At 62.6% G+C, this 22,320-nt stretch carries 20 protein-coding genes; 9 read left to right on the plus strand and 11 right to left on the minus strand.

From position 1 onward, the window contains the following. Window positions 1-25: 25 nt before the first annotated feature. A complete protein-coding gene (locus VGG89_02585; protein HEY1975416.1) occupies window positions 26-709 on the plus strand; it encodes a class I SAM-dependent methyltransferase in 684 nt (227 codons plus the stop codon). On the opposite strand, the gene VGG89_02590 is transcribed toward VGG89_02585, so the two are convergent. Then, a complete protein-coding gene (locus tag VGG89_02590) occupies window positions 706-2,439 on the minus strand; it encodes a glycosyltransferase family 2 protein (GenBank protein HEY1975417.1) in 1,734 nt (577 codons plus the stop codon). The two genes, VGG89_02585 and VGG89_02590, sit on opposite strands and share 4 nt — an antisense overlap. A gap of 58 nt (window positions 2,440-2,497) precedes the next feature. On the opposite strand from VGG89_02590, the gene VGG89_02595 reads away from it, so the two are divergent. Then, on the plus strand, window positions 2,498-3,058 hold the full coding sequence (locus VGG89_02595) for a GNAT family protein (protein ID HEY1975418.1): 561 nt from the start codon (window positions 2,498-2,500) through the stop codon (window positions 3,056-3,058). After that, window positions 3,055-4,002: a hypothetical protein gene (locus tag VGG89_02600; protein ID HEY1975419.1), complete on the plus strand. Its 948-nt coding sequence runs from the start codon at window positions 3,055-3,057 to the stop codon at window positions 4,000-4,002. Before VGG89_02595 ends, VGG89_02600 begins: the two co-directional genes overlap by 4 nt. Here the strand turns inward: VGG89_02600 and VGG89_02605 are convergent. Beyond that, window positions 3,995-5,062: a class I SAM-dependent methyltransferase gene (locus VGG89_02605; protein ID HEY1975420.1), complete on the minus strand. Its 1,068-nt coding sequence runs from the start codon at window positions 5,060-5,062 to the stop codon at window positions 3,995-3,997. The two genes, VGG89_02600 and VGG89_02605, sit on opposite strands and share 8 nt — an antisense overlap. A 93-nt stretch (window positions 5,063-5,155) precedes the next feature. On the opposite strand from VGG89_02605, the gene VGG89_02610 reads away from it, so the two are divergent. Genes VGG89_02610 through VGG89_02625 form a run of 4 tightly spaced genes read left to right on the plus strand, consistent with a single transcriptional unit; the run spans window position 5,156 to window position 9,366 of the window. Continuing rightward, a complete protein-coding gene (locus VGG89_02610; protein HEY1975421.1) occupies window positions 5,156-6,175 on the plus strand; it encodes a methyltransferase domain-containing protein in 1,020 nt (339 codons plus the stop codon). After that, a complete protein-coding gene (locus VGG89_02615; GenBank protein ID HEY1975422.1) occupies window positions 6,156-7,706 on the plus strand; it encodes an amino acid adenylation domain-containing protein in 1,551 nt (516 codons plus the stop codon). Before VGG89_02610 ends, VGG89_02615 begins: the two co-directional genes overlap by 20 nt. Window positions 7,707-7,708: 2 nt before the next feature. After that, complete coding sequence (locus VGG89_02620) at window positions 7,709-8,395, plus strand: class I SAM-dependent methyltransferase (protein HEY1975423.1); 687 nt, start codon at window positions 7,709-7,711, stop codon at window positions 8,393-8,395. After that, on the plus strand, window positions 8,392-9,366 hold the full coding sequence (locus VGG89_02625) for a hypothetical protein (protein ID HEY1975424.1): 975 nt from the start codon (window positions 8,392-8,394) through the stop codon (window positions 9,364-9,366). The genes VGG89_02620 and VGG89_02625 overlap by 4 nt, the downstream gene beginning before the upstream one ends. A gap of 7 nt (window positions 9,367-9,373) precedes the next feature. Here VGG89_02625 and VGG89_02630 read toward each other — a convergent pair whose 3' ends face one another. The 5 genes from VGG89_02630 to VGG89_02650 are packed head-to-tail and all read right to left on the minus strand — an operon-like array spanning window position 9,374 to window position 12,860. After that, a complete protein-coding gene (locus VGG89_02630) occupies window positions 9,374-10,051 on the minus strand; it encodes an acetyltransferase (protein HEY1975425.1) in 678 nt (225 codons plus the stop codon). Between the two features lie 13 nt (window positions 10,052-10,064). Then, window positions 10,065-10,793, minus strand: a complete 729-nt coding sequence (locus VGG89_02635; protein HEY1975426.1) for an SDR family oxidoreductase — start codon at window positions 10,791-10,793, stop codon at window positions 10,065-10,067. Between the two features lie 2 nt (window positions 10,794-10,795). Continuing rightward, window positions 10,796-11,047, minus strand: coding sequence for an acyl carrier protein (locus tag VGG89_02640; GenBank protein HEY1975427.1), 252 nt, complete (start codon window positions 11,045-11,047; stop codon window positions 10,796-10,798). A gap of 38 nt (window positions 11,048-11,085) precedes the next feature. Beyond that, window positions 11,086-11,763 carry a WbqC family protein gene (locus VGG89_02645; GenBank protein ID HEY1975428.1) on the minus strand — a complete coding sequence of 226 codons (678 nt, stop codon included), beginning with the start codon at window positions 11,761-11,763 and terminating at the stop codon, window positions 11,086-11,088. After that, entirely contained in the window at window positions 11,760-12,860 is a 1,101-nt protein-coding gene (locus VGG89_02650) for a DegT/DnrJ/EryC1/StrS family aminotransferase (GenBank protein HEY1975429.1), read from the minus strand. The genes VGG89_02645 and VGG89_02650 overlap by 4 nt, the downstream gene beginning before the upstream one ends. 120 nt (window positions 12,861-12,980) lie before the next feature. Between VGG89_02650 and cysD the strand changes: the two genes are divergently transcribed. Together cysD and cysC are read left to right on the plus strand one after the other, a co-directional pair. Next, window positions 12,981-13,790 (plus strand): sulfate adenylyltransferase subunit CysD, encoded by an 810-nt coding sequence (cysD, locus tag VGG89_02655; GenBank protein ID HEY1975430.1) that lies wholly within the window; start codon window positions 12,981-12,983, stop codon window positions 13,788-13,790. Next, a complete protein-coding gene (gene cysC, locus VGG89_02660) occupies window positions 13,787-15,637 on the plus strand; it encodes an adenylyl-sulfate kinase (GenBank protein HEY1975431.1) in 1,851 nt (616 codons plus the stop codon). The genes cysD and cysC overlap by 4 nt, the downstream gene beginning before the upstream one ends. Here the strand turns inward: cysC and VGG89_02665 are convergent. From VGG89_02665 to VGG89_02680, 4 genes are all read right to left on the minus strand, one after another. Next, complete coding sequence (locus VGG89_02665) at window positions 15,627-16,352, minus strand: sugar phosphate nucleotidyltransferase (GenBank protein ID HEY1975432.1); 726 nt, start codon at window positions 16,350-16,352, stop codon at window positions 15,627-15,629. The genes cysC and VGG89_02665 overlap by 11 nt on opposite strands. Window positions 16,353-16,511: 159 nt before the next feature. Continuing rightward, window positions 16,512-17,516, minus strand: coding sequence for a dTDP-glucose 4,6-dehydratase (gene rfbB, locus VGG89_02670; GenBank protein ID HEY1975433.1), 1,005 nt, complete (start codon window positions 17,514-17,516; stop codon window positions 16,512-16,514). A gap of 36 nt (window positions 17,517-17,552) precedes the next feature. Further along, entirely contained in the window at window positions 17,553-19,922 is a 2,370-nt protein-coding gene (locus tag VGG89_02675; protein HEY1975434.1) for a hypothetical protein, read from the minus strand. After that, a complete protein-coding gene (locus VGG89_02680) occupies window positions 19,919-22,234 on the minus strand; it encodes an OmpA family protein (GenBank protein ID HEY1975435.1) in 2,316 nt (771 codons plus the stop codon). The genes VGG89_02675 and VGG89_02680 overlap by 4 nt, the downstream gene beginning before the upstream one ends. Window positions 22,235-22,320: the final 86 nt, after the last annotated feature.

A 22,320-nucleotide genomic window follows, 5' to 3' on the forward strand; every position in this document is an offset into this window, starting at 1 on the left:
GTTATCGGCAGCCGATAAACCAATAGTGAATCCGGAGAGTGCGGCACTGGACTCCTCCCTAGAGCGTTCCGTCGAGGAAGTAGCGCGTTACTGGCACCAAGACCCCTACTACGATCGCGCGGAACAGGCCGACTGGCTGAGAGCATTTTGGGCGACTGGGAATCCTCAGCGACCGTTTCGCCGCATGTTCGACGCGCTCAATCTACGTATGACCGCAGAACTCGCCTGCGGTCACGGGCGCCACGCGGCGCAGATCCATCACCAGATACCCGGTCTGGTTTTGATCGACGTCGTAGCCGAAAACGTGGCGTTTTGTCGCGAGCGATTCAAAGATGCCGGTAACGTTGCCGTCATGCAGAACGACGGTGCGACGTTCCGACCGCTTCCCGACGGATTTTTGAGCGCCATTTACTGCTACGACGCAATGGTGCATTTCGAATTCGACGTGGTGCTCTCGTACGTGAACGACAGCGCTCGAGTGTTGGAGCCAGGGGGCCGTGCGCTCTACCATCATTCCATTGTGGACTGCTTTCCCGGTTTGGATCACCGTAGGGCTCCCGGCGGGCGCAACTTCATGAGCCAGCAGCTTTTTCTGCACGCTGCGCGACGCGCCGGCCTTCGCATCTTGGAGTCGGTAACGTTCGACTGGGACGCGCCGAATACGGACTGTCTGACCCTGCTCGAGAAACCCTTAACGGCCTGCGCTTAAGAGTCTCGCCAAGGCGGCCACGGCGCGTCCGAAACGTGGGCGGCCGGCTCGCCGGCTAATCCCATGTTCCCTCGCGCGATCGATTGCAGTATTCCCTCGCGCCGTCGCTGCAGCAGCGGCCGTCCCTCAACGGGATATCGCGCATAGAGAGCGCGGTAGCCCTCGAGCGTTCCGCCGGACCACATCACGGATTGCTGCTGAGCACCGCGGTTGCGAATCGTGTAGCATGACGTGATACGCTCGACGTGAACGAGATCGTTGTCCGCCGCAAGCCGGAGCCAAAGTGCGTAGTCGCGACAAAATGGAATCGACGCGTCGAACGGCGGATCGCCAAAGACCGCCTCGCGCCGGAACATGACGCCGACGGCACCAACTTGGTTGCTCACCAGCAGCGCGCTAGCCTCGGCGCTGCGGCTCATGTTGCTTTCGAGGCCGTATAGCAGCCAATCATCGTTGTTGCTTCGAAGAAATGCCGTTAGGACGTCACCGTGTGCGACCGACCCGCCGGAGCGTTCCAGTGCGGTTACGAGCTCCGCGACGTGGTCGGGAAAGAAGAGGTCGTCGTCACTCAATAGCGTGACGTATTGGCCGGAGGTCGCCGCGAACGCGGCGTTTGACGACTCGACGGGATTGTTCTCAGCCATATGCATGAAGGTGACGTCGGGAAACTGCGATGCCAATGCGTCGAGGCGCGGGCCGCCGTCCACCACGACGATCGTCTCGACGTTCGTATAGCTTTGGCGCGCGACGCTTTCGAGCGCATCGCGAAGCATGGCCGGCCGGTCTAAAGTCGGTATCATCACGGAAACCTTGGGCCCGCTGCGCAGCAGCTCTCTTGGCGCCAACGGTTCCGTGACCGGCGCACCGGGGCGTGGACGGGAAGACGCCATACCGATTGCGGCCACGGCGGCCTCGAAAATGGAGGCCATGCGCCGGCGATCGAAAACGCGGACGCCGTCGAGAACTTCTTGAACGCCGCTCTCGGCGTCTGCGACGAGCGACGCGCCGTAGGACGCGAGGGACAGCGCGTCATCGCATCCGTAGGCGTTCGCGTCGACGATTACTTTGGCGCCGTGCAAAATCGCATCGGCATCGGCAGCGGTCAGCCAGCGCGCGAGATCGTTGCTGGGCGGTGCGTCGGCGCTGACGACCCATAGCGGCTCCTGCATCTCCGCCAGCGCGAGCACGAAGCCGAACGCGACGCTGCCTGGAAGATGGGGTGCCCAAACGACGAGGCCCGACCGTTGGACGGGGGACGGGGAGCGTCGCGCACCGGGCTTTACGGGTGCGATCACTGCGGCGGGGTCCACCGAGAGAAGGTCGCAGACGCGGCGGCGTTCGATTTGGCTGCACACGAATAAGCCGTCCGACAGCCGAACCGCCGCCTGCATGAGGCGCAGCGAGGCTGCATCGTAAGCGGCTAGATCCGCTAAGCGCTGTCCATTGACGTTCAAGACGCCGGCAAAGGCTTGTTCGAGCGCCTCGCGCCGTTCGTCTTTGCCGGCAAGCGTAGAGATAATGGCCGGCAAAACGGCGTCGCTGCGCATCGAGTGCTCGCGCTGCAACAGCGCGCGTACGAAGAATCTGCGGTTTTGGAAGCGTCGCCGCGTGCAGTCTCGAAGCGCCTCGGCGGCGCCGGTATGATCGAAGACGATCAGGGGCTCGTCGCAGTGCAGCGCGTCGCCAAAGCGTGACGCGATCGGTCCGTACGCCGCGACTGACGATTTCATCGGGCGGACGTTCGCACCGAAGAGGCACTGTCCCCTCGCTCGCCGATTATATGTGCGGATGGCAGATGCGCTAACGCTTCGTACGGCACGCCTGAGCCTCGTACCGGCGGCAGTGGCGCACGTCCCGTTGCTCTTCCCGCTGATGAGCGATCCGCGCGTCACGACATTCCTGGCATGGGAAGCACACGCGAGCGAATCGGAAACCCTTGAAGTCGTCGAAGCACTCGTCTCGGCGCAGTCCCGCGCAATGGGCTACCACTGGACGATTTTCGAAGGGGAACGTGTGCGAGGATTGGTCTCGCTGATCGACGTGCAGCGCAAGCATCGCTCGTGGACGCTCGAGCGCGCCGAAGTTGCGTACTGGGTAGATCCGGAGAGTCAGGGCAAAGGGATCGCGACGGAGGCAACCGCAGCCGTCGTTGCATGCGCTTTTGAACGGCTAGGTTTGAACCGCTTGCGCATTTCGCATACCGGCGCGAATCCGGCGAGCGGTCGCATTCCGCAGAAACTTGGCTTTACGTTCGTCGGCACCGAAAGGCAGTTCTTCAAGAAGAACGACGTGTGGCACGACATGAATCACTACGAGCTCCTAGCGCAGGATTGGCTGCCGGCTCAATGACGACGTTCCGGTGGAAGAAGAAGGGGCGTATCTTTGCACCGAGCGGTGAGTTCGACTGGATGGAGAGCCACGCCCAAAATCCGGCAGTTCTCCCACTCGAGGACCGGTTGCGTGTGTACTTCAACACCCGCTCCAAGAAGGATGCCGATGGAAAGGTCAGCGCTCGTGCGGCGTACGTGGACGTTCGCAGAAACGATCCCGGCTCGGTCATTGGCCTGGGCTCGCGTCCCGTGCTCGAGCTTGGCGAACTCGGAACGTTCGATCAATTCGGCGTGATGTCGAGTAGCGTTCTTCGCGTCGGCAACGACGTGTGGATGTACTATGTGGGATGGAGCCGCTGCGAAGGCGTGCCGTACGATCACGCGATCGGACTGGCGATCAGCCGCGACGACGGCATGACGTTCGAGCGAATCGGAAGCGGTCCCGTGGTTACGCGCAATCAGAACGAACCTTTTATCCAGAACAGCCCATCGGTGCTGCGGGTCGGCGATTTGTTCCATATGTGGTACAGCACGGGAACTGCGTGGATCGCGCGAGGGACATCCGTTGAGTCCGTGTACGTCGTCGTACACGCCACTTCGCTGGACGGAATCGCGTGGAATCGGGACGGCGTCCCGTGTTTGGAGACCAAAGCCGAGTTTGAATGCCAGACCAGTCCATCGGTGATTCGCATCGGCGAACGCTACCATATGTGGTTTTGCTATCGCTACGGTATCGACTTTCGCAACGCGCAGCGAGGGTATCGCATCGGATACGCCTGGTCGGATGACCTCACGCAATGGCACAGAAACGACGATCTGGGCGAATTGTCGCCGTCGGACGAAGGCTGGGACTCCGAAATGGTGTGTTACCCCTTCGCGTTTGCGTTGGATGGGCGAGTTCTGATGCTTTACAGCGGGAACTATTTCGGCCGCGACGGTTTCGGGTATGCGGAGCTCAGCTGAACTGAACGAAGAGCGCTTTCCCGCAGAGAAACGCGCGGCGTACGTCGGTGCGGCGTTCCAACAGGGCATTGCCGGCGCGATAAGGGCCATCGCCGTGCGCCCAGACGTAGTCGTCGAGAATCAACCAGCCATTAGGCACGATCGCAGGCACCCATAGGTCACAATCCTGCTTCACAAAACGGTAGTCGTGATTTCCATCGATATGGATAACGGCGATCTTGCCGGCGTACCGCACCTCTGCGAACTCGTCCGTTCGAATCTCGCGCCGTGCGCTATACACCTTGAATCCCTCTTCGGAGGTCATTCGCAGGTAGTTGAACTGTCCACGAGCCGTCGGCAGCATGTTGATCACGAAAGCCTTACGCAGTAAGTCGTAATCCCATTGATCGTCCATCGTTCTCTGGACGTCACCGGGGATCTCGTGCTGGAACGACGCGCTAGGCGAAAGCGGGTCCACGGAGAGCACCGGCCCTATGCCGTAGCGCTGTGCTAAGAACTGAAGTACAAACGCGGAGCGCCCCATTAGCGATCCGATTTCTACGACGTCGCCCTTGGGCGCTTCGGCGAAGAGGGCGATCATGGCCGCCAGCTTCTCTTCGTTTGACTCACCGTAAATGTCGGCAGCGTGCTTGAGTATTGCTGCGATCTCGAGCTCGCCGGCGATGAGCGCCGACTCGCCGGCGCACGCGGCGGCAAAGCGCCGCGCTCGTGAAGCTCTCTCGAGAACGTCGCGATACGCCGTGACGACGGCCGCGATTGGCGACTCACCGACCAACTCGACTGGCAGCGCTTGGCTTGCGATGTACGATTGCAGAAAAGCGTGAACGCTGGCGACCGGAGCGTAGATGCGTCGAATGCCGCGGGACTTCACGAGGCCCGTAAGCGCTTCGCCAAAGGCGGTGTCGTAGACGTATGGAAGGATGAAAAGGTGACCGAAGGTGCGCTCCATCTGCGGATCGTGGACCGATGCCGCAGCGACGATCGTTTCGCCTCGCCGAGCGGCCGCGTCGCGGTACTCGACCGCCAATCGGTTGAGGGCGGGAAAGACGAGCGTTGCCATCGCGTCGTCATTTGAGTCGGCGGCGCAGGAGCTCCTTTCTCGGGTGGTGGATTTGTTGGCCGATGTGACGGAGGGACGACTTAAGGCATGCGCGTGACTGACGCCGCGGTTTACCGCTGCCCGGCCACTGGTGAATCGCTCGCTCTCGAGATTTCCGAACGCAAGGGAGACGAAGTCGTTTCGGGACAGCTTCGCTCGCCCGGCGGAGCGAGTTATGCGATCTCCGGCGGCATACCGGACCTGAGATACCCGGCTACGCTGGCCGGCGAAGACGCGTTCGCGCGCGACATCTACGACACCGTCGCGGACGTATACGACGAATATCTCCCGCTAACGTTTATGACGTTCGCGAGCGACGAAACCGAAACGCGCGAACTCATGGTGGATCGTCTGCGGCTGCGCCCGGGCCAGCGAGTGCTGGAAGTCGGTGCGGGAACGGGACGTACCAGTGCATTCATCGCCGGCAAGCTCGGCGGCGAGGGGCACGTGTACGTGCACGACATATCGCGCGGGATTCTGCTCAAAGCCGTGGAGCGGCTTGCAAGTGAGTCCGTAGGGCTTTCATTCCTGCTCAGCAACGGCGTTTACTTACCGTTTCCCGACGGCTACTTCGATGCGGTCTTCCACTTTGGCGGTCTGAACATGTTTTCGGACGTTCGGCGCGGACTGTCGGAGATGGCGCGCGTCGTTCGTCCTGGTGGCCGCGTCGTCGTGGGCGACGAAAGCGTTCCGCCGTGGCTGCGCGGTACGGAGTTTGGCCGAATCCTCATGAACTCGAGTAAGCACTACGAGGCGCCGCTACCGCTAGACGATATGCCCGTGTCCGCTCGCGACGTGGTCATCGAGTACATTCTCGGCGGCGTATTCTATCTGATCAGCTTTACCGTCGGGGTTGGGGAACCGACTGCGAACTTCGATTTCGACATTCCGGGCGCACGCGGCGGAACGCACCGCACGCGAATGTATGGAAACCTCGAGGGGGTCACTCCTGAGGCGAAGGAACTCGCGGCGCGCGCTCGCGCTAAGCGCGGCCTGAGCATGCACGCGTGGCTCGACGCGGTGGTACGTGAGGCGGCACGTCGAGATATCGGCGATGACGACGTACCGGTATAACGCCGGCTCGGCCTTCGCAGAACAGGTCGCGAAGGCCCCGGCGCGCCCGGCTCTAAAGATGGCCGGCGGCTCGAGTGTCTCGTACGGCGATCTCAACACTCTTGCCAATAGGATTGCCGGAGTATTTCGTCGCCGCGGTGTGAATCGGCACGACGTGGTTGGGATCGTCCATACCAAAACGCCGTCGTCTTACGCAGCGATGCTGGCTGCGTTGAAGATCGGTGCGGCCTACGTCAATCTCGACGACCAGAACCCTCCGGCCCGGCTCGAACGCATCTTCTCGACCGCACGACCCAAGGTAGTTTGCGCCGAGGCGCTCTCTGCGCCGATGCACCAAGCGGTCACGCATGCCGGCATCAGCGTGCTGGAATGGTCGGGCGAGGGGGTTCCGAGCGAACTTTCGAGTGCTGGGACGGCCGAGCCGGACGATTGCGGTGACGTCACCGGGGCAGATCCCGCGTATATCATGTATACGTCCGGGTCGACGGGCGTTCCCAAGGGCGCCTGTATGACGCATGCCAACGTCCTGAACTTCGGCGCGTGGTGTGGATCGCGATTCGGCATCGGCCCCGACGACGTCCTGACCAACGTCAACCCGATGTATTTCGATAACTCGGTGTTCGATTTTTATGGTGCTATGCTCAACGGTGCGTCGATCGCACCGGTTACACGCGAGACTCTCGCCAACCCCGCTGATGCCTTGAGCCAAGTCGAGGAAGCCGGCTGTACGATCTGGTTTTCGGTGCCGTCGCTATTAATCTACTTGAGCACGGTGAAGCTATTGAGCCCGAACCGGCTGCCGGCTATCCGCTCGTTCGTCTTTGGCGGCGAGGGCTATCCGAAACCGGAGCTCGCCAAGCTTTTTAAAACGTACGGGCAGCGCGCAAAGCTGATAAACGTCTACGGTCCGACCGAATGCACCTGTATCTGTTCGGCATGGGACGTTCGACCGGAAGACTTGGCGAATCCGGACGGATTGGTGACCCTTGGACCCGTAACGGAGAATTTTTCGATGCTCGTGCTGGACGAAGAGCGCGGGGTTTCGCCCGGCGAAATCGGCGAGCTCTGCCTATTGGGTCCCCAAGTCGGTCTCGGGTACGTAAACGATCCGGAGCGAACCGCTAGTGCCTTCGTGCGCAGTCCCCTCAATAACCGCTGGTACGAGAAGATGTATCGCACCGGAGATCTAGTGCGCCTTTCCACCGACGGCCGTTCGCTCGATTTCGTGGGACGAAAAGACAACCAAATCAAGCACATGGGATATCGCATCGAACTCGAGGAGATCGAGTCGGCGCTCAACCGCATCACCGGGGTGACGCAGTCGGCCGTCGTCCAAAAGGCCGGGCGGCGCGAGCAGAAGATTCTTGTTGCATACGTTGCTGCCGAGAAGCCGCTCGCGGAGGACCGGCTCCGGTCTGAGCTGCAGGATCTGTTGCCCCCGTATATGATCCCGCAGCGTTTTGAGATTCGCGAGGCTCTACCGAAGAATTCAAACGGCAAAGTGGACCGCGTCGCGCTGCGTAACGAATAATCGTGCCGGAAAACGCGTATACGACGTTTCACAGTCAGCGGGTGGGGGCCCATCTCTACCCCACCGAGTTCGTCGTGCGTACGATGCTCGGGACCTATCCGGGCCTGAAGCTCGAGAGGAAATACAAGAACGCCCGGTTGCTGGACCTTGGCTTTGGAGACGGGAGAAACTTTCCGCTCTTTGCGAATCTGGAAGTCCGCATTTACGGCGCCGAGCCGGACCGCGAATTATGTTCGCTCGTGAGCGAACGCATGAGGCCGTTGGGCATCCAATGCGAATTGCGACCGGGAAGCAACGCCCACGTTCCCTTCGAGGACGGATTCTTCGACTACGTCGTGGCTTGCCACTCGATCTACTATGTTGACTCCGGCGATACGTTTTCACAGAACGTCGCCGAAGCGGCGCGCGTTCTTAAACCGGGGGGCTGGATTATCGCGTCCGTGCCGGATCGCGAGAATTTCATTCTGGCGGGGGCGGACGCCTTACCGGACGGCCATTGGAGGATACGCTCGGATCCCTATGGCCTGCGCAACGGCTCTATTTTTCGCGCGTTTGCGGACCGGCAAGAGGTCGCCGCGGCCTTTACGGATTGTTTCGAGGAATTGTCCATTGCGTCGTTTCGCGACGATTGGTACGGAATTCTCGTGAGCGGATTCGTCGTGGTTGCTCGCCGATCGGAGACGGCATGAAGCCCGCCGCACTATTGCACGTCGGCTTAGCCAAATGCGCGTCGACGTTTCTGGGCGACCAGGCTCTCAAGGCGCAGCAGCGCGGCGTTGCATCTGCACTGGTCTGGAGACCCTTCGATCTGCTGATCAACCGAGCGTTCGCGGAGCTCGGGGGAACCGTCGTCGCGTTCCCCGACTCCCCGCCGCTTCCCGTCACGATACCTACGGACCGTCCGCTCATTGCCACCAATGAATGCTTGACGGGGCATTTCCCGCAGCCGCTGCGCCTTGTCTCGCATCCCATTTATACGGGGGATACACTTAAGGCGCTGCAGCGTCGCGTGGCGGAACTTCTTCGCGCCATGAGCGTTGAAGCGCTGTCGCCGTTCGACGTTACGGTGCTGCTGATCGTCAGGAGTCCGCAACGATGGCTTCACAGCCTCTACCGAAATCTCGTTGTCATGGGTGTCGCCGAAAGCGCGGAGATATTCTTCGACCGGTTCGGAGGCGTAGTAGTTCAGTGGGCCGACGTCGACTATCTCGTGCAGCTGTACGCCGAACTTTTCGGTAAGGAGCGCGTGCGCATTCTCCCAGTCGAGATGCTGCGTGACGATACTGCGACGTTCTTCGCTCGCGTCAACGAAATGGCCGGCGCGCAGGTCTTGCTCGACAACGAACCGCGTAACGTTGGGCTTTCCGACGGCGCCTCGGAGCGGCTTCGTGCGTTATGGGGTGAGATCGACCGCATCGCCCCGCCGCAACCTTCCTGGTCGAACCGGACCGTCCGCTTCAAACAAGAGACGTGGGAGTTTCTGCACAACGCCGTCTTGAACGACGAGTCGGCCGTCAAACGAGCCAATGAGGTCTGGCGCGACGACCGGGTCATCTACGAAATGCCGCGAGCGCTCGTCGAGACGATGCAAACGCACATGACCGCACTGCGGCATATTGAGGGATTTGAGCGATACCGGGAAGAGTACTTCTCGGGGTAATGCGCGTTTAACGCAGCTTTGAAATTTTGAGGAACCGTTCGCTGTCGAGGCGGAAGAGCTGGGTATTGGCGCCCACGAAGACGCTTTTCGCAGGAGCGCACTTCGTGACGAGTACGCCGGCGCCCAGGAAGCTGCGCTCGCCGATCTCGACCTCGTGACCCACGACCGCACCCAAGCCGACGAACGATCCCGCTCCGAGCCGGGCGCTGCCGCCGAAGGTCGCGTGCCCCGCGATCCAGGCATGATCTTCGATCACGCTGTGGTGACCGATCAAAGCGCCGCTCCATACGACCACGTTGCTCCCGATGTGCGTCCCGGGTTCGATGATCGCGCCGTCGAGGATGACGCAGTTGTCACCGATGTCGAGCCAATCGCCGGTGCTGGCCTTAGGACTGACGTAGGAAATCAACCGATAGCCCTTGGCTTTTGCTTCTGCGTATTTCTTTTGCCGTAAGGCGTTGAGATCGTGATAACCGACGGCCACGATCATCGAAAACTGGTCAGGCGGAAAATGCCGTTCGACGTCGTCAAACGCGACGATCGGGCGGTCGAAGAAATGACCCTCCTTCGGGAGAAAGCCGGCATCGCACGCGAAGGCCGCTACGTCGTACTCGTCGGATCTGCGTAGGTGATGGAACACGACGTCGGCTACTTTCCCGGCGCCGAAGATCACAACGTTGGTCACGAGAAGCTTCCTTTCAAACGGTCAATCCGCCGTCGATGTGGAGTGTCCGGCCCGTCAGGAAGTCGTTTTCAAGAGCGAAGACGACCGCAGCCGCGACTTCGCGCGGCGCGGCCAGACGCCGCAGCGGCGTTCTGCGCTTGACGTCGTTCAAAGTTGCCTCCGCAACGGCGGCGTGCGTCGTAGGCGTGTCGGCGAAACCGGGCGCGATCGAGACGACGCGAATGCCGAGCGGTCCCAGTTCCCGTGCCCATACTACGGTAAGCGCCTCGATGCCGGCTTTGGCGGCGGAATACGCGGTTTGTCCCGGATTGCCGGCAGCGGCGACCGAGGAAAAGTGCACGATGACGCCTTTGGTTCGCGAAGCGGCCATTCGTTCGGCAAATACCGCGCCCAAAACGAACGCTGCCGTGAGATTGCCCCGAATGACGGTATTCCAGCTTTCGATCCCGTGCCGGCGCTGCCTGGGATTAGCGAGGTTGACGAGCGGTTCGCTATGGATCACGCCGGTGCAGTTGACCAGCGCTTCGACGCTGCCGTGCTGCTCGACGATTTTGTCTACCGCCGCGATGACGGACGTTTCGTCCGTGGCATCGGCACAAACCCACTGCGGATCGTCGCCCTCCGGCGTGCGAAGATCCAGAAGGACGACGTTAGCGCCCCGCTGTTGAAGGTCGGCCGCGACGGCGGATCCGAGGTTGCCGGCAGCGCCTGCGACGACGACGTTCTTCCCTGCGATGTCCATGGTTACAATGCGATGGACTTGTCGCGCAGAACGCTCTTGATCGTGCCGACGCTTCGCATAGCCACAATTTCGTCAGCCGTAAGCTCCACGCCAAACTCGTCTTCAATCGCGGCGATGAGCTCCATGTGGCTTAAGGAGTCCCACGTGCCGGTCTCTTCCATATCGAGACCGTCGGTAATGTCGCTGCGCTCGATCCGCAAGACGCCGGCGACGATCCCGGATAATCGATCCGCGGGCGCGATGCCATCACTCATCGTTCACCGTCGATACCGTGTCACCCAAGCGCTTACCTTCACGGCGTAACCACCGTTTCGCGCCGGATTTCCGCGCCGAGTTGATCGGGCGGTTCTTCGATCAGACGAGTAAGAACGCTCGCATAGCTTCCACCGTACGGCGAAAGGAATCCCAGCTCGACGCCTGATTCGGCAAACGACGCATGGTCGTAGAGTTCGCGACCGCCCGAAGGATTGACGTACCGGTTTCCGCCTGCGGCTTTGACGGCGGCGATGACGCGATCTTGACCGCGCAGGTCGTTGGGAAGGCTCATACGACTCGATCGCAGCATCGGGCGCTCGATGCCCAAAATCGCGACGACGTCGCGGATAAGATCCACGAGGTACTCCGTAACGTCGCCCGACTCGCCCACGCCCAGGAGTCGCGCAAGCAGGGGATGCTGCTGTTTGCGGGCGCTCTCCAACGTAGGGAAGCGGCAAACCTGGGCTTCCAAACGCGCCGGCGCGTCCGGCGTAAACCGAAGATCGGCGATCGCGACTTCGCGCTCGGCCTTTTGGAGCGGCAGCGTTAGCCATGCCGGTTCTCCGGTGCTGGTCGCAAAACGGTTGCGATGAACCCAGCCTCGACGCGGAAACTGCACGCAATCGAACAGAACGACCGCGTCTGCGGCGGTGAAGAGGCGAAAGTAACCGGCATATGGGACGAAGTACGGCTGAATGACCGCGACGCTGGTCACAACATCGCTGCGCGGAGGCCGCCGCGGGCTTCGTCAAACGAGCTCAGCACGCGTTCGAATTGCAGGTCGCTCATGTCGTGAAAGAACGGTAGGCCGAAGACGCGCGAGCCGAGCGAATCGGTGACCGGCAGTTCGTCGCGCCCGAATGGCCGGTAGGCGCGCTGGTGATGAACGCCGCTCTGCCACCAGCGCCGCGTTGCGATGCCGAGCCGTTCCAGGCGCTCGATGGTGCCGGGCGCGTCGTCGACGGCGACGTTGCAATAACACGACACCCATCCGCCGGCATACCCCGGCACCGTAGCGATGCCGGAGCGCTGCGCAAGCGCCGCTGCATAGCGTTCGGTGAGGGCGGCGAGCGCCGCACGGCGAGTTTGCCAGCCATCGAGCGCGGCGAGCCCGACTGCCGCATGATACTCACTGAGTTTGCCGTTGTAGCCGAGAATCTGCCCTTCCGGCGAATCCCATACGCCGAAGTTGCAAATGCGGTGAAAGCGACTCATCGTCCGGTCGTCGAGCGAGATCACGACCCCGCCTTCGCCGGTGCCGAAGACTTTCGTCGCGTGAAGACTGATCATGATCGGCGATTTGCCCGGCCGCGCTTGCGCTACGGACGTTACGGTGTCGAAGGAAGCTGCGCAGTCGATGATGACCGGGATGCCGGTGCGAGCCGTAAACGCATCCCAGGCTTGCGTGTCGACGGGAGCGCCGAACGCCGAAACGGCCATGACCGCGCCCACGCCTTCTAGATCGCCGCGCCGTTCGATCTCGAGCGGATCGAGCATCCACGTCGACGGTGAGACATCGACGAAGTACGGCGTGAGATTCGCCGCCCAGATCGCGGCGGCCGAAGCTACGAACGTCCAAGACGGCACGAGGCAGCGAGATCCGATCGGGGCGCCGACTGCCAGCAAGGCAGCACTGAGTGCAACTGTCCCGTTGGCGACCAATGACAGTTGCTCGGGCTGCACGCCGAAGTGAGTAGCGAGTCTGCGTTCGAGTTCCCGTAAGAGCGGCCCGTGATTGGAGTAATAGCGGGCGGCGTCGATGCGCTCGAGGTATGGGCTTAGCTGCGCAACGTCGGGCAGCTGCGGCCTCATGACGGGGATCGCCTCAGCTTGCCTCGCGTGTACCATCTCTACGGTCATCGGCCTCCGCGAACGCCCTTTTTACGCTCCACGGGGTAGGAAACGGACCCGGCCGAGCCGATAATAGGCGGGATGCCCACGGCTACCGATTCCGATCTCGACGCGCTCGAGTCGCGTACGATATTCATTCTGCGCGAGGCGTTCTCGTGCGTTTCGCCTATTTGCATGCTCTGGTCGATCGGCAAAGACTCCACGTCGCTGCTCTGGATGGTGCGCAAGGCTTTCCTCGGCGACGTGCCCTTTCCGGTCGTGCTGCTCGATACGGGCATGGAGTTTCCGGAGGTCTACGCCTTCCGCGATCAGCTGGTGCGCGATTGGAATCTCCCGGTCCACAACGAGGCTTGCCCGCCCGAAAGCACCGTCGATCAGACGCTGCCCCCGGCCGCTCGCCACGCCGCCCGCAAAACCGCGGGGCTGCGCGCCCTGATCGCACGCGAGAACTATCGCGGCATCATTTTGGGTATCCGGCGCGACGAGCAAGCCATTCGCGCGAAAGAGCGCGTTTTTAGCCCGCGCAACGCCGACGGCTCGTGGGATCCGCGATCGCAGCCGCCCGAGTTGTGGGATTACTTCCCCTACGAAGTGCCCGACGGCGCGCACGTACGCATCCACCCGCTGCTGCACTGGACCGAACTCGACATCTGGCGTTACACGCAGCGCGAGAACATTCCGTACGTGCCTTTGTATCTGGCTAAGGACGGTATGCGCTACCGGTCGCTGGGCGAGAGCAACATTACCGTGCCGATTGCGAGCACGGCCGAAACGCTCGATCAGGTTATCGCCGAGCTCGAGCAGACGCGCGAGCCGGAGCGTGCCGGACGCACGATGGATACCGAGAGCGAAGACGCGTTCGAAAGACTGCGCACCACGGGGTACATGTGAGACAAGTTCGCATCGTCATGGTCGGCGACGTCGACGCTGGTAAGTCGACGATCCTGGGCCGTATGCTGGTCGATCTCGGCCAAGTGACGCCGGCGAAGCTGGCCGAGTTGGAAAGCTCGAGCACGAAGCGCGGCGTTCCCATCGAGTACTCGTTTCTGCTCGACGCCTTCCAACTGGAGCGCGATCAGGCCATCACGCTCGACATCTCGCGCATCTGGCTGCGGATGCCCGAACGCGATTACGTGTTCGTCGACGCACCCGGCCATCGCGAGCTGATCCGCAACCTGCTCACCGGCGCCTCGGAAGTCGATGCGGCGATCATGGTCGTGGCCGCCGACGAAGGCATCACGCTGCAGACGCGCCGTCAAGCGCTGTTCTTACAGTGGTTCGGCTTCAAAGAGCTCCTCGTTGCGATCAATAAGCTCGATCTCGCAACCGACGCCGAGACCGCGTTCGCCCGGCGCAAAGCCGAAGTACGCGCGTTCTTGGAACAGCTCGACATCAAAGCGGTCGACATCGTTCCGGTCGCCGCACGCGACGGTGAGAACGTCGCCCTGGCCAGCAAGAAGTGGTCGTGGTGGAAAGGCCAGACGCTGCTGGACTCGCTGCACCAGCTGCGTCCCTACGTGCCGCACGCGGGCGGACCGCTGCGCTTCGTCGTTCAAGACGTCTTCCGCCGCGGACCCAACCGTATGATCGCCGGGCGCGTCGAGTCGGGAACCATGCGCGTCGGCGAACGCATCGTCTTCTGGCCGTTGCAGACCGATGCGGTCGTTACCGAGATTCACGACTGGCCCGATAAGGTCGACGAAGCCAAAGCGGGCAAGTCGGTGGCGATCATGCTCGACGAGCGCGTCTTCGTCGATCGCGGTGCCGTCGCGAGTTATCCGGGCGATGCGCCGGGCTTGGGTCATGCCATGCAGGCTACCGTCGTCTGGCTCGGCGGCGAGCCGGCTCCGGTCGGCGAGCCGCTGCGGCTGCGCATCGGCACGCGCGAAGTGCCGGTGACCTTGCAGCGCATCGACGAGATCATCGATCCCGACACGTTGGAAGGCAAGTCGGCTGAGTCGATCGGCAAGAGCGACGTCGGTGTCATCACATTGCTGTCGCGCGAGCTAATCGCCGGCGACCAGGAACTCGAAGATACGAGTATCGGGCGCTTCGTACTGCTGCACGAGACGAATGTGGTTGCCGGCGGACGCGTGCGCGCGATCATCGGGCGGCCGCGTTCCGAAGGCGCGACCGACGTAGTTGCTCAGATGTCCTCGGTCGTCGCGGCCGAGCGCATCATTCGCAACGGTCATTCCGGCGGAGTCTTCTGGCTGACGGGCCTGCCCAGCTCCGGTAAGTCGACCTTGGCGATGACCGTGCAGCGCATGCTCTTCGATCGCGGCCGTCACGTCTACGTGCTCGACGGCGACACCTTACGCACGAGCCTAAACGTCGATCTCGGGTTCTCCGAGGAAGACCGCACCGAGAACGTGCGCCGCGCGGCTGCAGTCGCCGGACTGCTGGCCGACGCGGGATTCATCGTCATCTCGGCGTTGATCTCACCGTTTTCGGCCGACCGTTCGCGCGCTCGCGCGGCGTATCCGACGAGCTTTCACGAAGTCTACGTTGCGTGCGACCTGCAGACGGCCGAACGGCGCGACGTCAAGGGGCACTACAAGCGTGCTCGCGCGGGCGAGATCGCGAAGTTTACCGGTATCTCGTCGCCCTACGAAGTTCCGGAGAATCCGGATCTGCTCATCGACACGACGAGGCACAGCGTGCCGGAGTCCGCGGCGAACTTCATCGAGTACATCGAAGAAACGACCCGCATCAAGGTAGACGAGCTCAAGAAGTAGAGCGGTCGCGCGCGATCAGTTCGTTTGCGTACGCGAGACTCTCGAAAGTACCGGCGTCGGTCCACCAGCCGTCGAGGACGTCGTAAAAGAGATCGCCTTCGCGGATGTAGTGGTTGTTTACGTCGGTAATCTCGAGCTCGCCGCGGCCTGACGGCTTGAGATGGCGGATGAAGTCGAAGACGCGCCGGTCGTACATGTAGATGCCGGTGACGGCGAAGTTGCTCTTGGGCTGCGCCGGTTTCTCTTCGATGCGAACGATGCGGTCGCCGTCGAGCTCGGGAACGCCGAATCGCTGCGGATCCGTGACTTCTTTGAGAAGGATCCGCGCCCCCGAATCCTGCCGCTCGAACTTGCGCACGAACGGCGAGATGTCGTCGTGGACGATGTTATCGCCGAGGATCACGACGATGCGGCTGCCTTCGGCGAAGTGTTCGCACAACCGCAGGGCGTCGGCGATGCCGCCCTCGCCCTCTTGGTACGTATAGAAAATGTCCTTCAAGCCGAACTCGGCGCCGTTTCCGAGCAGCCGCAAGAAATCGCCGGCCGAGGTGCCGCCGGTGACGATCATGATATCCCGGATTCCCGCTTTGCACAGCGTCTCGATGGGATAATAAATCATCGGCTTGTCGTAAATCGGCAGCAGATGCTTGTTGGTGACCTTGGTGAGCGGCCTCAATCGCGAGCCTAGCCCGCCGGCCAGAATAACGCCTTTCACTTTGAAGGCACTCCGGCTCCGCCTCCGCGCCCCCCACGCTGCGCGTGGGGCCCCCAAACCATGGGGCGCATAAACGTATTGGCTTGCAACGATTCCCCTAGGGCGCCCCAAACAAACGCGTTTGCGTCAGCCGTCTTGCCATCGGGACCGCGTCGGGCATCAACGATGTGCATATTGCCGTTTGTAATACTCCAAGAACTCGCCGGATTTGAGTGGACGCCACCACGATTCGTTGGCCCGGTACCATGCGACCGTTTCTCGGATGCCCTCTTCGAACGCGACGCGCGGCGACCATCCCACGTTGCGCAACTTCGAACAGTTCAGGGCGTAGCGCCGGTCGTGACCTGGGCGATCCAGCACGTGTTTGACGTGCGTCTCTATCGAACGGCCGCAGTCTTCCACCAGCAGCCGCGTGATCTCCATGTTCGTGCGCGGGTTGCCGCCGCCGACGTTGTAGACGTGTCCGGGCTCCCCGTTTTCCAATGCGTGCAGAATGCCGCGCGCGTGGTCCTCGACGTAAATCCAATCGCGGATTTGGAGACCGTCGCCGTAGACCGGTACGGATTGATCGTCGATGAGGTTGGTGACGAACAGCGGAATCAGTTTCTCGGGATACTGATACGGTCCGTACGTATTGCTGCCGCGCGTGATCAGTACCGGCGTGCCGAAGGTTTCGCGATAGGCGAGCACTTGCAGATCGCCGCCGGCCTTACTCGCGGAGTACGGGCTGCGGGGCCGAAGCCCGTCATTCTCGGTCGATTCGCCTTCGGCGACGTGGCCGTACACTTCGTCGGTCGAGACTTGGAGATAACGCGGGATCGATCGTTCCCGCACCGCTTCGAGCAGCACGTGCGTTCCCAGAATATCGGTGCGCAGGAAGGCTTCGGGATCGAGGATGGAGCGGTCGACGTGCGTTTCGGCTGCGAAGTTGACGATCGCGTCGACGCCGTCGCCGATCGCTTCACGCACGGCCTGCGCGTCGCAGATGTCGCCTTTGACGAATCGATAGCGAGCATCGCCGGCGACGTCGGCGAGATTGGCGGGATTGCCGGCATAGGTCATCGCGTCGAGGTTGACGACGCGCACGTCCGGCCGTTCGCGCAGTACGAGGCGCACGAAGTTCGAGCCGATGAAACCGAGTCCGCCGGTGACGAGCCAACGCATAGACCGCGCCTTACGGGCGCCCGGCATGGCCTTCCTTCAGTATAACGGACTCTTGAACAACCCGCTGCACGCGGCGCCTCCCGATGGGGGCCAGGAGTCCTTAGAACCCGGGACGCTCAAATCCAAGATATTGTACAACAGCGTGTCGAGGTCGCTGATCTCGAGGCGCGAAAGCGCCTCGCTGCTGCTCAAAGCCTCTAAGTAACTGCAGATCGCGGCTCCGGCGCATTGCTCGAACCACGTCTGCGCTGCGGCTCCTTGGAGTCCGGAGAGCGGCGCCTCGACCGCGCCGGCAATGCAGCGGAAGAAGTCGCCGTAGAACTGGATCATCGCGTAGAGCGTCGACCAATCGTTGGCGCGCGCGATCGCATACTCGGCGAGCTCTTGTCCGGCGCCGTCGGGACCCATCCGTCCGATAAGGTTTCCGTACGCGGTATCGATCTGCCACCAGCCGATGCGCGGCGTTGCGCCGAGGTCGACGGCTTTTGCCGGCGCCAGCGCCATGCCGCCGTACTGCGGACCGTTGAGGACTTGCAGCGCAACGCCGTCTTTTTGCGCCTGCGCCATCACCGCGATCGTTCCGCCGTCGTTGGGCGACGACCAGAGGTGTTGCTCGGCGTATTCGTCGGCGTACCCGCGCGTGAAGTTTACGCGAATCGCGGCCGCCGGCTGCGCGCCGGTTGCCGCCATCGAGTTATCGACAACGTCAAATGCTTGTACGCTCGACAGCCGTCCGTCGCGCAGATCGAAACCGTGGTGCTCGAGCGCGATCTGCGGCCGGTCGAAGAAGAAGCGCGCGCCGGTCGATTCCAGCCGGCGGCGCATGAGTTGATCGGCCTCGAAATAATGCAGCGCCTGCATCGGATAGGTTTGCGACGATGGCGGCGGCATTTGCTTGCCGTTGCCGCCCGCGGCGGCATAAGCCATGAAACCGCGCACCGCCTTCAACCCGTCAATTTCTCGAAGTCCGGCAAAACCTTCATCGAGGTCGCCCGTAAGCGGCAAGATGTTGTAGACGCCGGTGAGTGCGTACGCCGTGCGTGGGATACTCCAAGACGGATCGACGGCTTTGCCGTCGGGCGTGCGCCGGTCGAGAACCGTGCGCCGGTACGCGCGCAGCGGCAACCCCGGCTGCGCAACGTCGATTTGCAGCTCGACCGTCGCGAGATCGCCGGTGTCGAAGGCCTCCCCGGTTTCTTCGCCGTCAACGCTGCCGATCGACGGCGTAAACGACGTCGCCGTCGCAATCGCCGACGAACCGCTATTGCGGTTCCCAATCGTCACGACCACCGGCTGCGCGTCGACGTCGGCCAGCTTCATCTGCTTCTCGACCAGCGTACTCGTTTGCATCGCTCCGCCCGCGATGCTGATGCCGACGAGCCGCACCGTCATCGTGGTTTGCACCGTATCGGGCAGCGAATCGAGTGCGTCGGTCGCCGGCGTCGCGCCCAGGTGCGTTCCCGGCGCTGCGTTTGGAAGCGTCGGATCTTCGTCGATCCAGTTGCCGTTCTGCTGCACCTGCAGCCACCAATGATCGCGCAGCGACGCGCTCCAGGCTTGACGCAGCGCAGCGTCGCCGGTTGCCAGTGCGACGTTCTTGCTCTTGAGCGTCGCCAGCAGTGCGTCGGTAGCCGCGCGCGACGTTTCGATCGTCGCGTCGGTTCCCGCATCGACGCGCTTGCGAACGCTTGCGGCGCCGGCGCGCGCCGCCGCAACGTCGACGCCGAGCGCTTTGAAGGCCGCCGAAAGGTCGTAGGGCTGCGGAGAGGGCGGCACGGCGTTTACCGCGGCGACCACCGTGGAGATCTCCTGGTCGCTCAAGTCGGCGTGCACGAACCGGTACGGAATGCTTTTCGCGCCGAGCAGCGCCGCCATCAAGAGCGCCTTGTCGGCGCTCGATCCGGCGCGCGCCTGCAGCGTTCCAGCCGCCCCGCGCATGACGCCGGGGTAGGCGTCGGTGTGAATGCGGTCGCGCACGAACGCGAAGATGGCGTTTGCGTCGGCGAGTTCGTCGGCGCGCGCCGCGGGATCGAAGCCGTCGGTCGGAACGTACTTCGCGCTCTGTGCGATCGCATCGAAGCGCGCCGAAACGTCGTGCCGCAGTCCCTGGCACGCGGCCGATGCGCTTGGTGCCGGCGTCGGCTGCGCGCCGCCGAGCGCGCCGGCAAAGCCGCTGACGTTGCCGGCGCCGGTTTGACCCATCGCTTCGGCCTTACCGGCACCCGGCGCCCAGCCCTCGATGCCCGCAAGATCGTTGGGATCTTCGGGACACGCAATCGGACCGCTGGGAAACAGCGTCGTGAACGCCGCGCTGCTTGCCGCACCTCTCCCGAACCGCATGCGCCACGCAACGAAGCCGGCGACCACGATGAGTACGAGGAGGACGAGCAGTGCCTCACGTTTCATTGTAGCCGCTCAAGCTCGACGCGACGGTTGAGCGCCTTGCCCGCCGCCGTCGAGTTCGTCGCGACCGGACGGGTGAGGCCGTATCCCTTCGGTACCATGCGCGAGCGCGCGATACGGTAGCGCGAAACGAGATCGTTCACTACGGCTTGTGCGCGCCGCTGGGATAGACCGAGATTATAGGCTGCGCCCCCATCGGAATCGGTGTGACCGGAGATCTCGAACTTCCACGCCGGATTGTCTTTCATAAGCGCGGCGATCTGTGCGATCACCGGTTCCGAGCGCGGTTGAATGTGCGCGCTGTCGACGTCGAAGTGAATGCCGTAGATGCGGATACGCTGATGCTTCTTGAGGACCGCCTTCTTGAGCGGTGCGGCTCCCGTGATGGTAATCGACGCTTGCGCGGTCTTTCCGTCGTTACCGGTACCCACGACGTTGACGGTATAGGCGCCGGGCTTCGTGGAAGCGGGCACGTTCACGGTTACCGCGAGCGGCTGCGTGCCGCCGCTCATGTCGAACCCGTTGGGCGTGACCGTTGCCGGGAAGTCGCCGGTGGTCGTAATCGTTATGTGACCGGCCCAACCGAGATTCGCCAGCGTCTCCATCGGTGCGTGCAGCGTCGAAGCGGTACCGGAGGTAAACGTTGCTTCTTGGTTTGGTTGTATCAGGAACGAGAGCGAGGCGCTCTGGGTGCAAGGCATCGACGCCGGTACCGGCATCGCGAACTCGAGGCGCCTGACGCGCTCGTATCCGGGCGTTCCCGCATCGTCGTGATCGAAGCCGTCGTAGATGATGATGCCCTGACCGTACGGTGCGTACATCTGCATGAAACCGTTGTCGTGCTTGACGTTGGTTCCGAACAGGTGACCGCACCAATGCGCGTCTTGCGTCGTCACGATGTTGGCGTCGCCGAGCTGGTTGCTGCCGCCGTTAATGAAGGTCTTCGGATCGAAGAAATGATCCGTATCGCTCTTGTCGCTCGTTCCGAGCGCGTCGTTCTCGACGATGATCAGCCGATCGCCCGAAGCGCCTTGTGCGCCGGGATTCGACGTGTCGAACGCATACGGCAAGAACGAGTAGTCGGTCTTCGGCGTACACGAGTCAGAATCGATGATGAGTAGCTTGTGGCCCGCCGCGACCCACGCAACCAGAGTTGCCGCCTGTTCGGGGGAGATCTGCTCCAGCGGATGACAAACCATGTTGAAAATCGCGAGCTCGTGGCCCGACAGCGCCGCATCGTCGAGCATTCCCGCATCGATCCGGTCGTAACTGTACCCGGGCAGCGAGTTGTCGTCCATCGGCCAAAACGAAGCGGGACCCTGCCGATCGAGCACCAGCACGTGGTGGGGACCGCTGCCGCTCGACTGCGGCTCGCAAAACTTCGGTTGTGCGCTCGTGCGCAGCAAATAGCGCGGGTCCTGATCGGTATCCGAGCCGACGATCATCGACGCGTCGTCGTTAAGGACGAGCCGTGCCGAACCCGATCCCTTCCCGAAGGTCCAATAGCGGCCGTCGAATGTGCCGGGATACGCGTCGCCGGTGTGTCCGTTAAAACAGCGAACGGCGGTCAGCCCTTTGCCCATGGCGACGAGACGGCGATACCAGGGGTCGTTTCCCGTGTCGGTCGGGTCGAGCGTTCCGTTCTTATATGGCGACGGGACCAGCTCCACGTAAATGCCGGCGGGAGAGACGGTCGCGCCCACCGGCGGCAACGTACCGGTTGCGCCGATGCTCTCGAATCGCGGGCCGTTTGCCGTGACGCGAACCCAGCGGGCGGCGACGTTGGCTGGCAGCGTCTGGGGGTTGTCGTCGGTGGGATGCGCGGTCAGCGTGCCGACGTCTTTGAAATCGCCTCCAGCGCCACTGGTCGACACGGCAAACGTGACCGTCGCGGGAGCCGAGCTTGGCTCGACCCTTGGCAGCTGCGCCGTGAAACTCGCGATCGATGCCGTCCCGGGCAACTCGTAGACAAAAACGAACGGCCCCGATGCGTTCTGCACGTAATTCACGCCCTCGACGATGTCGTTGGGGTCGAAATTCTCCGTGAGGCGCAGCACGGGGTAGGCACGGACGATCGCGCCGTTCTTCCAGGAGAGCAGGTTCGGGTCGGGGGTCGCCGTCGGTTCGGGCGTGGGCGTGGCCCCGCTTGGCAGCGCGGTAGCCTCCGCGGATGCGGCGGAGGTCGCGGCCAGGGTTGGGGCGGCCGTTGCGGCCGGGGGCGAACTCGACGGGGCAGATGTAGCGTGGCCGCCGCCACCGCACGCGGTTAGGGCCAGGACGGCGATCAGCTGGGTGAAGCGCGCGAGTCTCTGCAAGGGAGCCCTCCGTTGAAGCTAGAGGTGCCTTGCTACTTTTGACGGGTGATTGCGCCCTGCCAAGCGAGTTGCCCTCAGGCACGCCG

It is taken from the genome of Candidatus Baltobacteraceae bacterium (assembly GCA_036488875.1).
GTDB lineage: Bacteria > Vulcanimicrobiota > Vulcanimicrobiia > Vulcanimicrobiales > Vulcanimicrobiaceae > JAFAHZ01.

Excerpts from the sequence above, each read along its gene's own strand:
- VGG89_02640 (HEY1975427.1), bottom strand. The coding sequence starts at position 11,047 with ATGAGTGATGGCATCGCGCCCGCGGATCGATTATCCGGGATCGTCGCC.
- rfbB (HEY1975433.1), bottom strand. The coding sequence starts at position 17,516 with ATGCGTTGGCTCGTCACCGGCGGACTCGGTTTCATCGGCTCGAACTTC.
- VGG89_02605 (HEY1975420.1), bottom strand. The coding sequence starts at position 5,062 with ATGGCAACGCTCGTCTTTCCCGCCCTCAACCGATTGGCGGTCGAGTAC.
- VGG89_02625 (HEY1975424.1), top strand. The coding sequence starts at position 8,392 with ATGAAGCCCGCCGCACTATTGCACGTCGGCTTAGCCAAATGCGCGTCG.
- VGG89_02675 (HEY1975434.1), bottom strand. The coding sequence starts at position 19,922 with ATGAAACGTGAGGCACTGCTCGTCCTCCTCGTACTCATCGTGGTCGCC.
- VGG89_02615 (HEY1975422.1), top strand. The coding sequence starts at position 6,156 with ATGACGACGTACCGGTATAACGCCGGCTCGGCCTTCGCAGAACAGGTC.
- VGG89_02600 (HEY1975419.1), top strand. The coding sequence starts at position 3,055 with ATGACGACGTTCCGGTGGAAGAAGAAGGGGCGTATCTTTGCACCGAGC.
- VGG89_02635 (HEY1975426.1), bottom strand. The coding sequence starts at position 10,793 with ATGGACATCGCAGGGAAGAACGTCGTCGTCGCAGGCGCTGCCGGCAAC.
- VGG89_02650 (HEY1975429.1), bottom strand. The coding sequence starts at position 12,860 with ATGAGGCCGCAGCTGCCCGACGTTGCGCAGCTAAGCCCATACCTCGAG.
- VGG89_02595 (HEY1975418.1), top strand. The coding sequence starts at position 2,498 with ATGGCAGATGCGCTAACGCTTCGTACGGCACGCCTGAGCCTCGTACCG.
- cysD (HEY1975430.1), top strand. The coding sequence starts at position 12,981 with ATGCCCACGGCTACCGATTCCGATCTCGACGCGCTCGAGTCGCGTACG.
- VGG89_02590 (HEY1975417.1), bottom strand. The coding sequence starts at position 2,439 with ATGAAATCGTCAGTCGCGGCGTACGGACCGATCGCGTCACGCTTTGGC.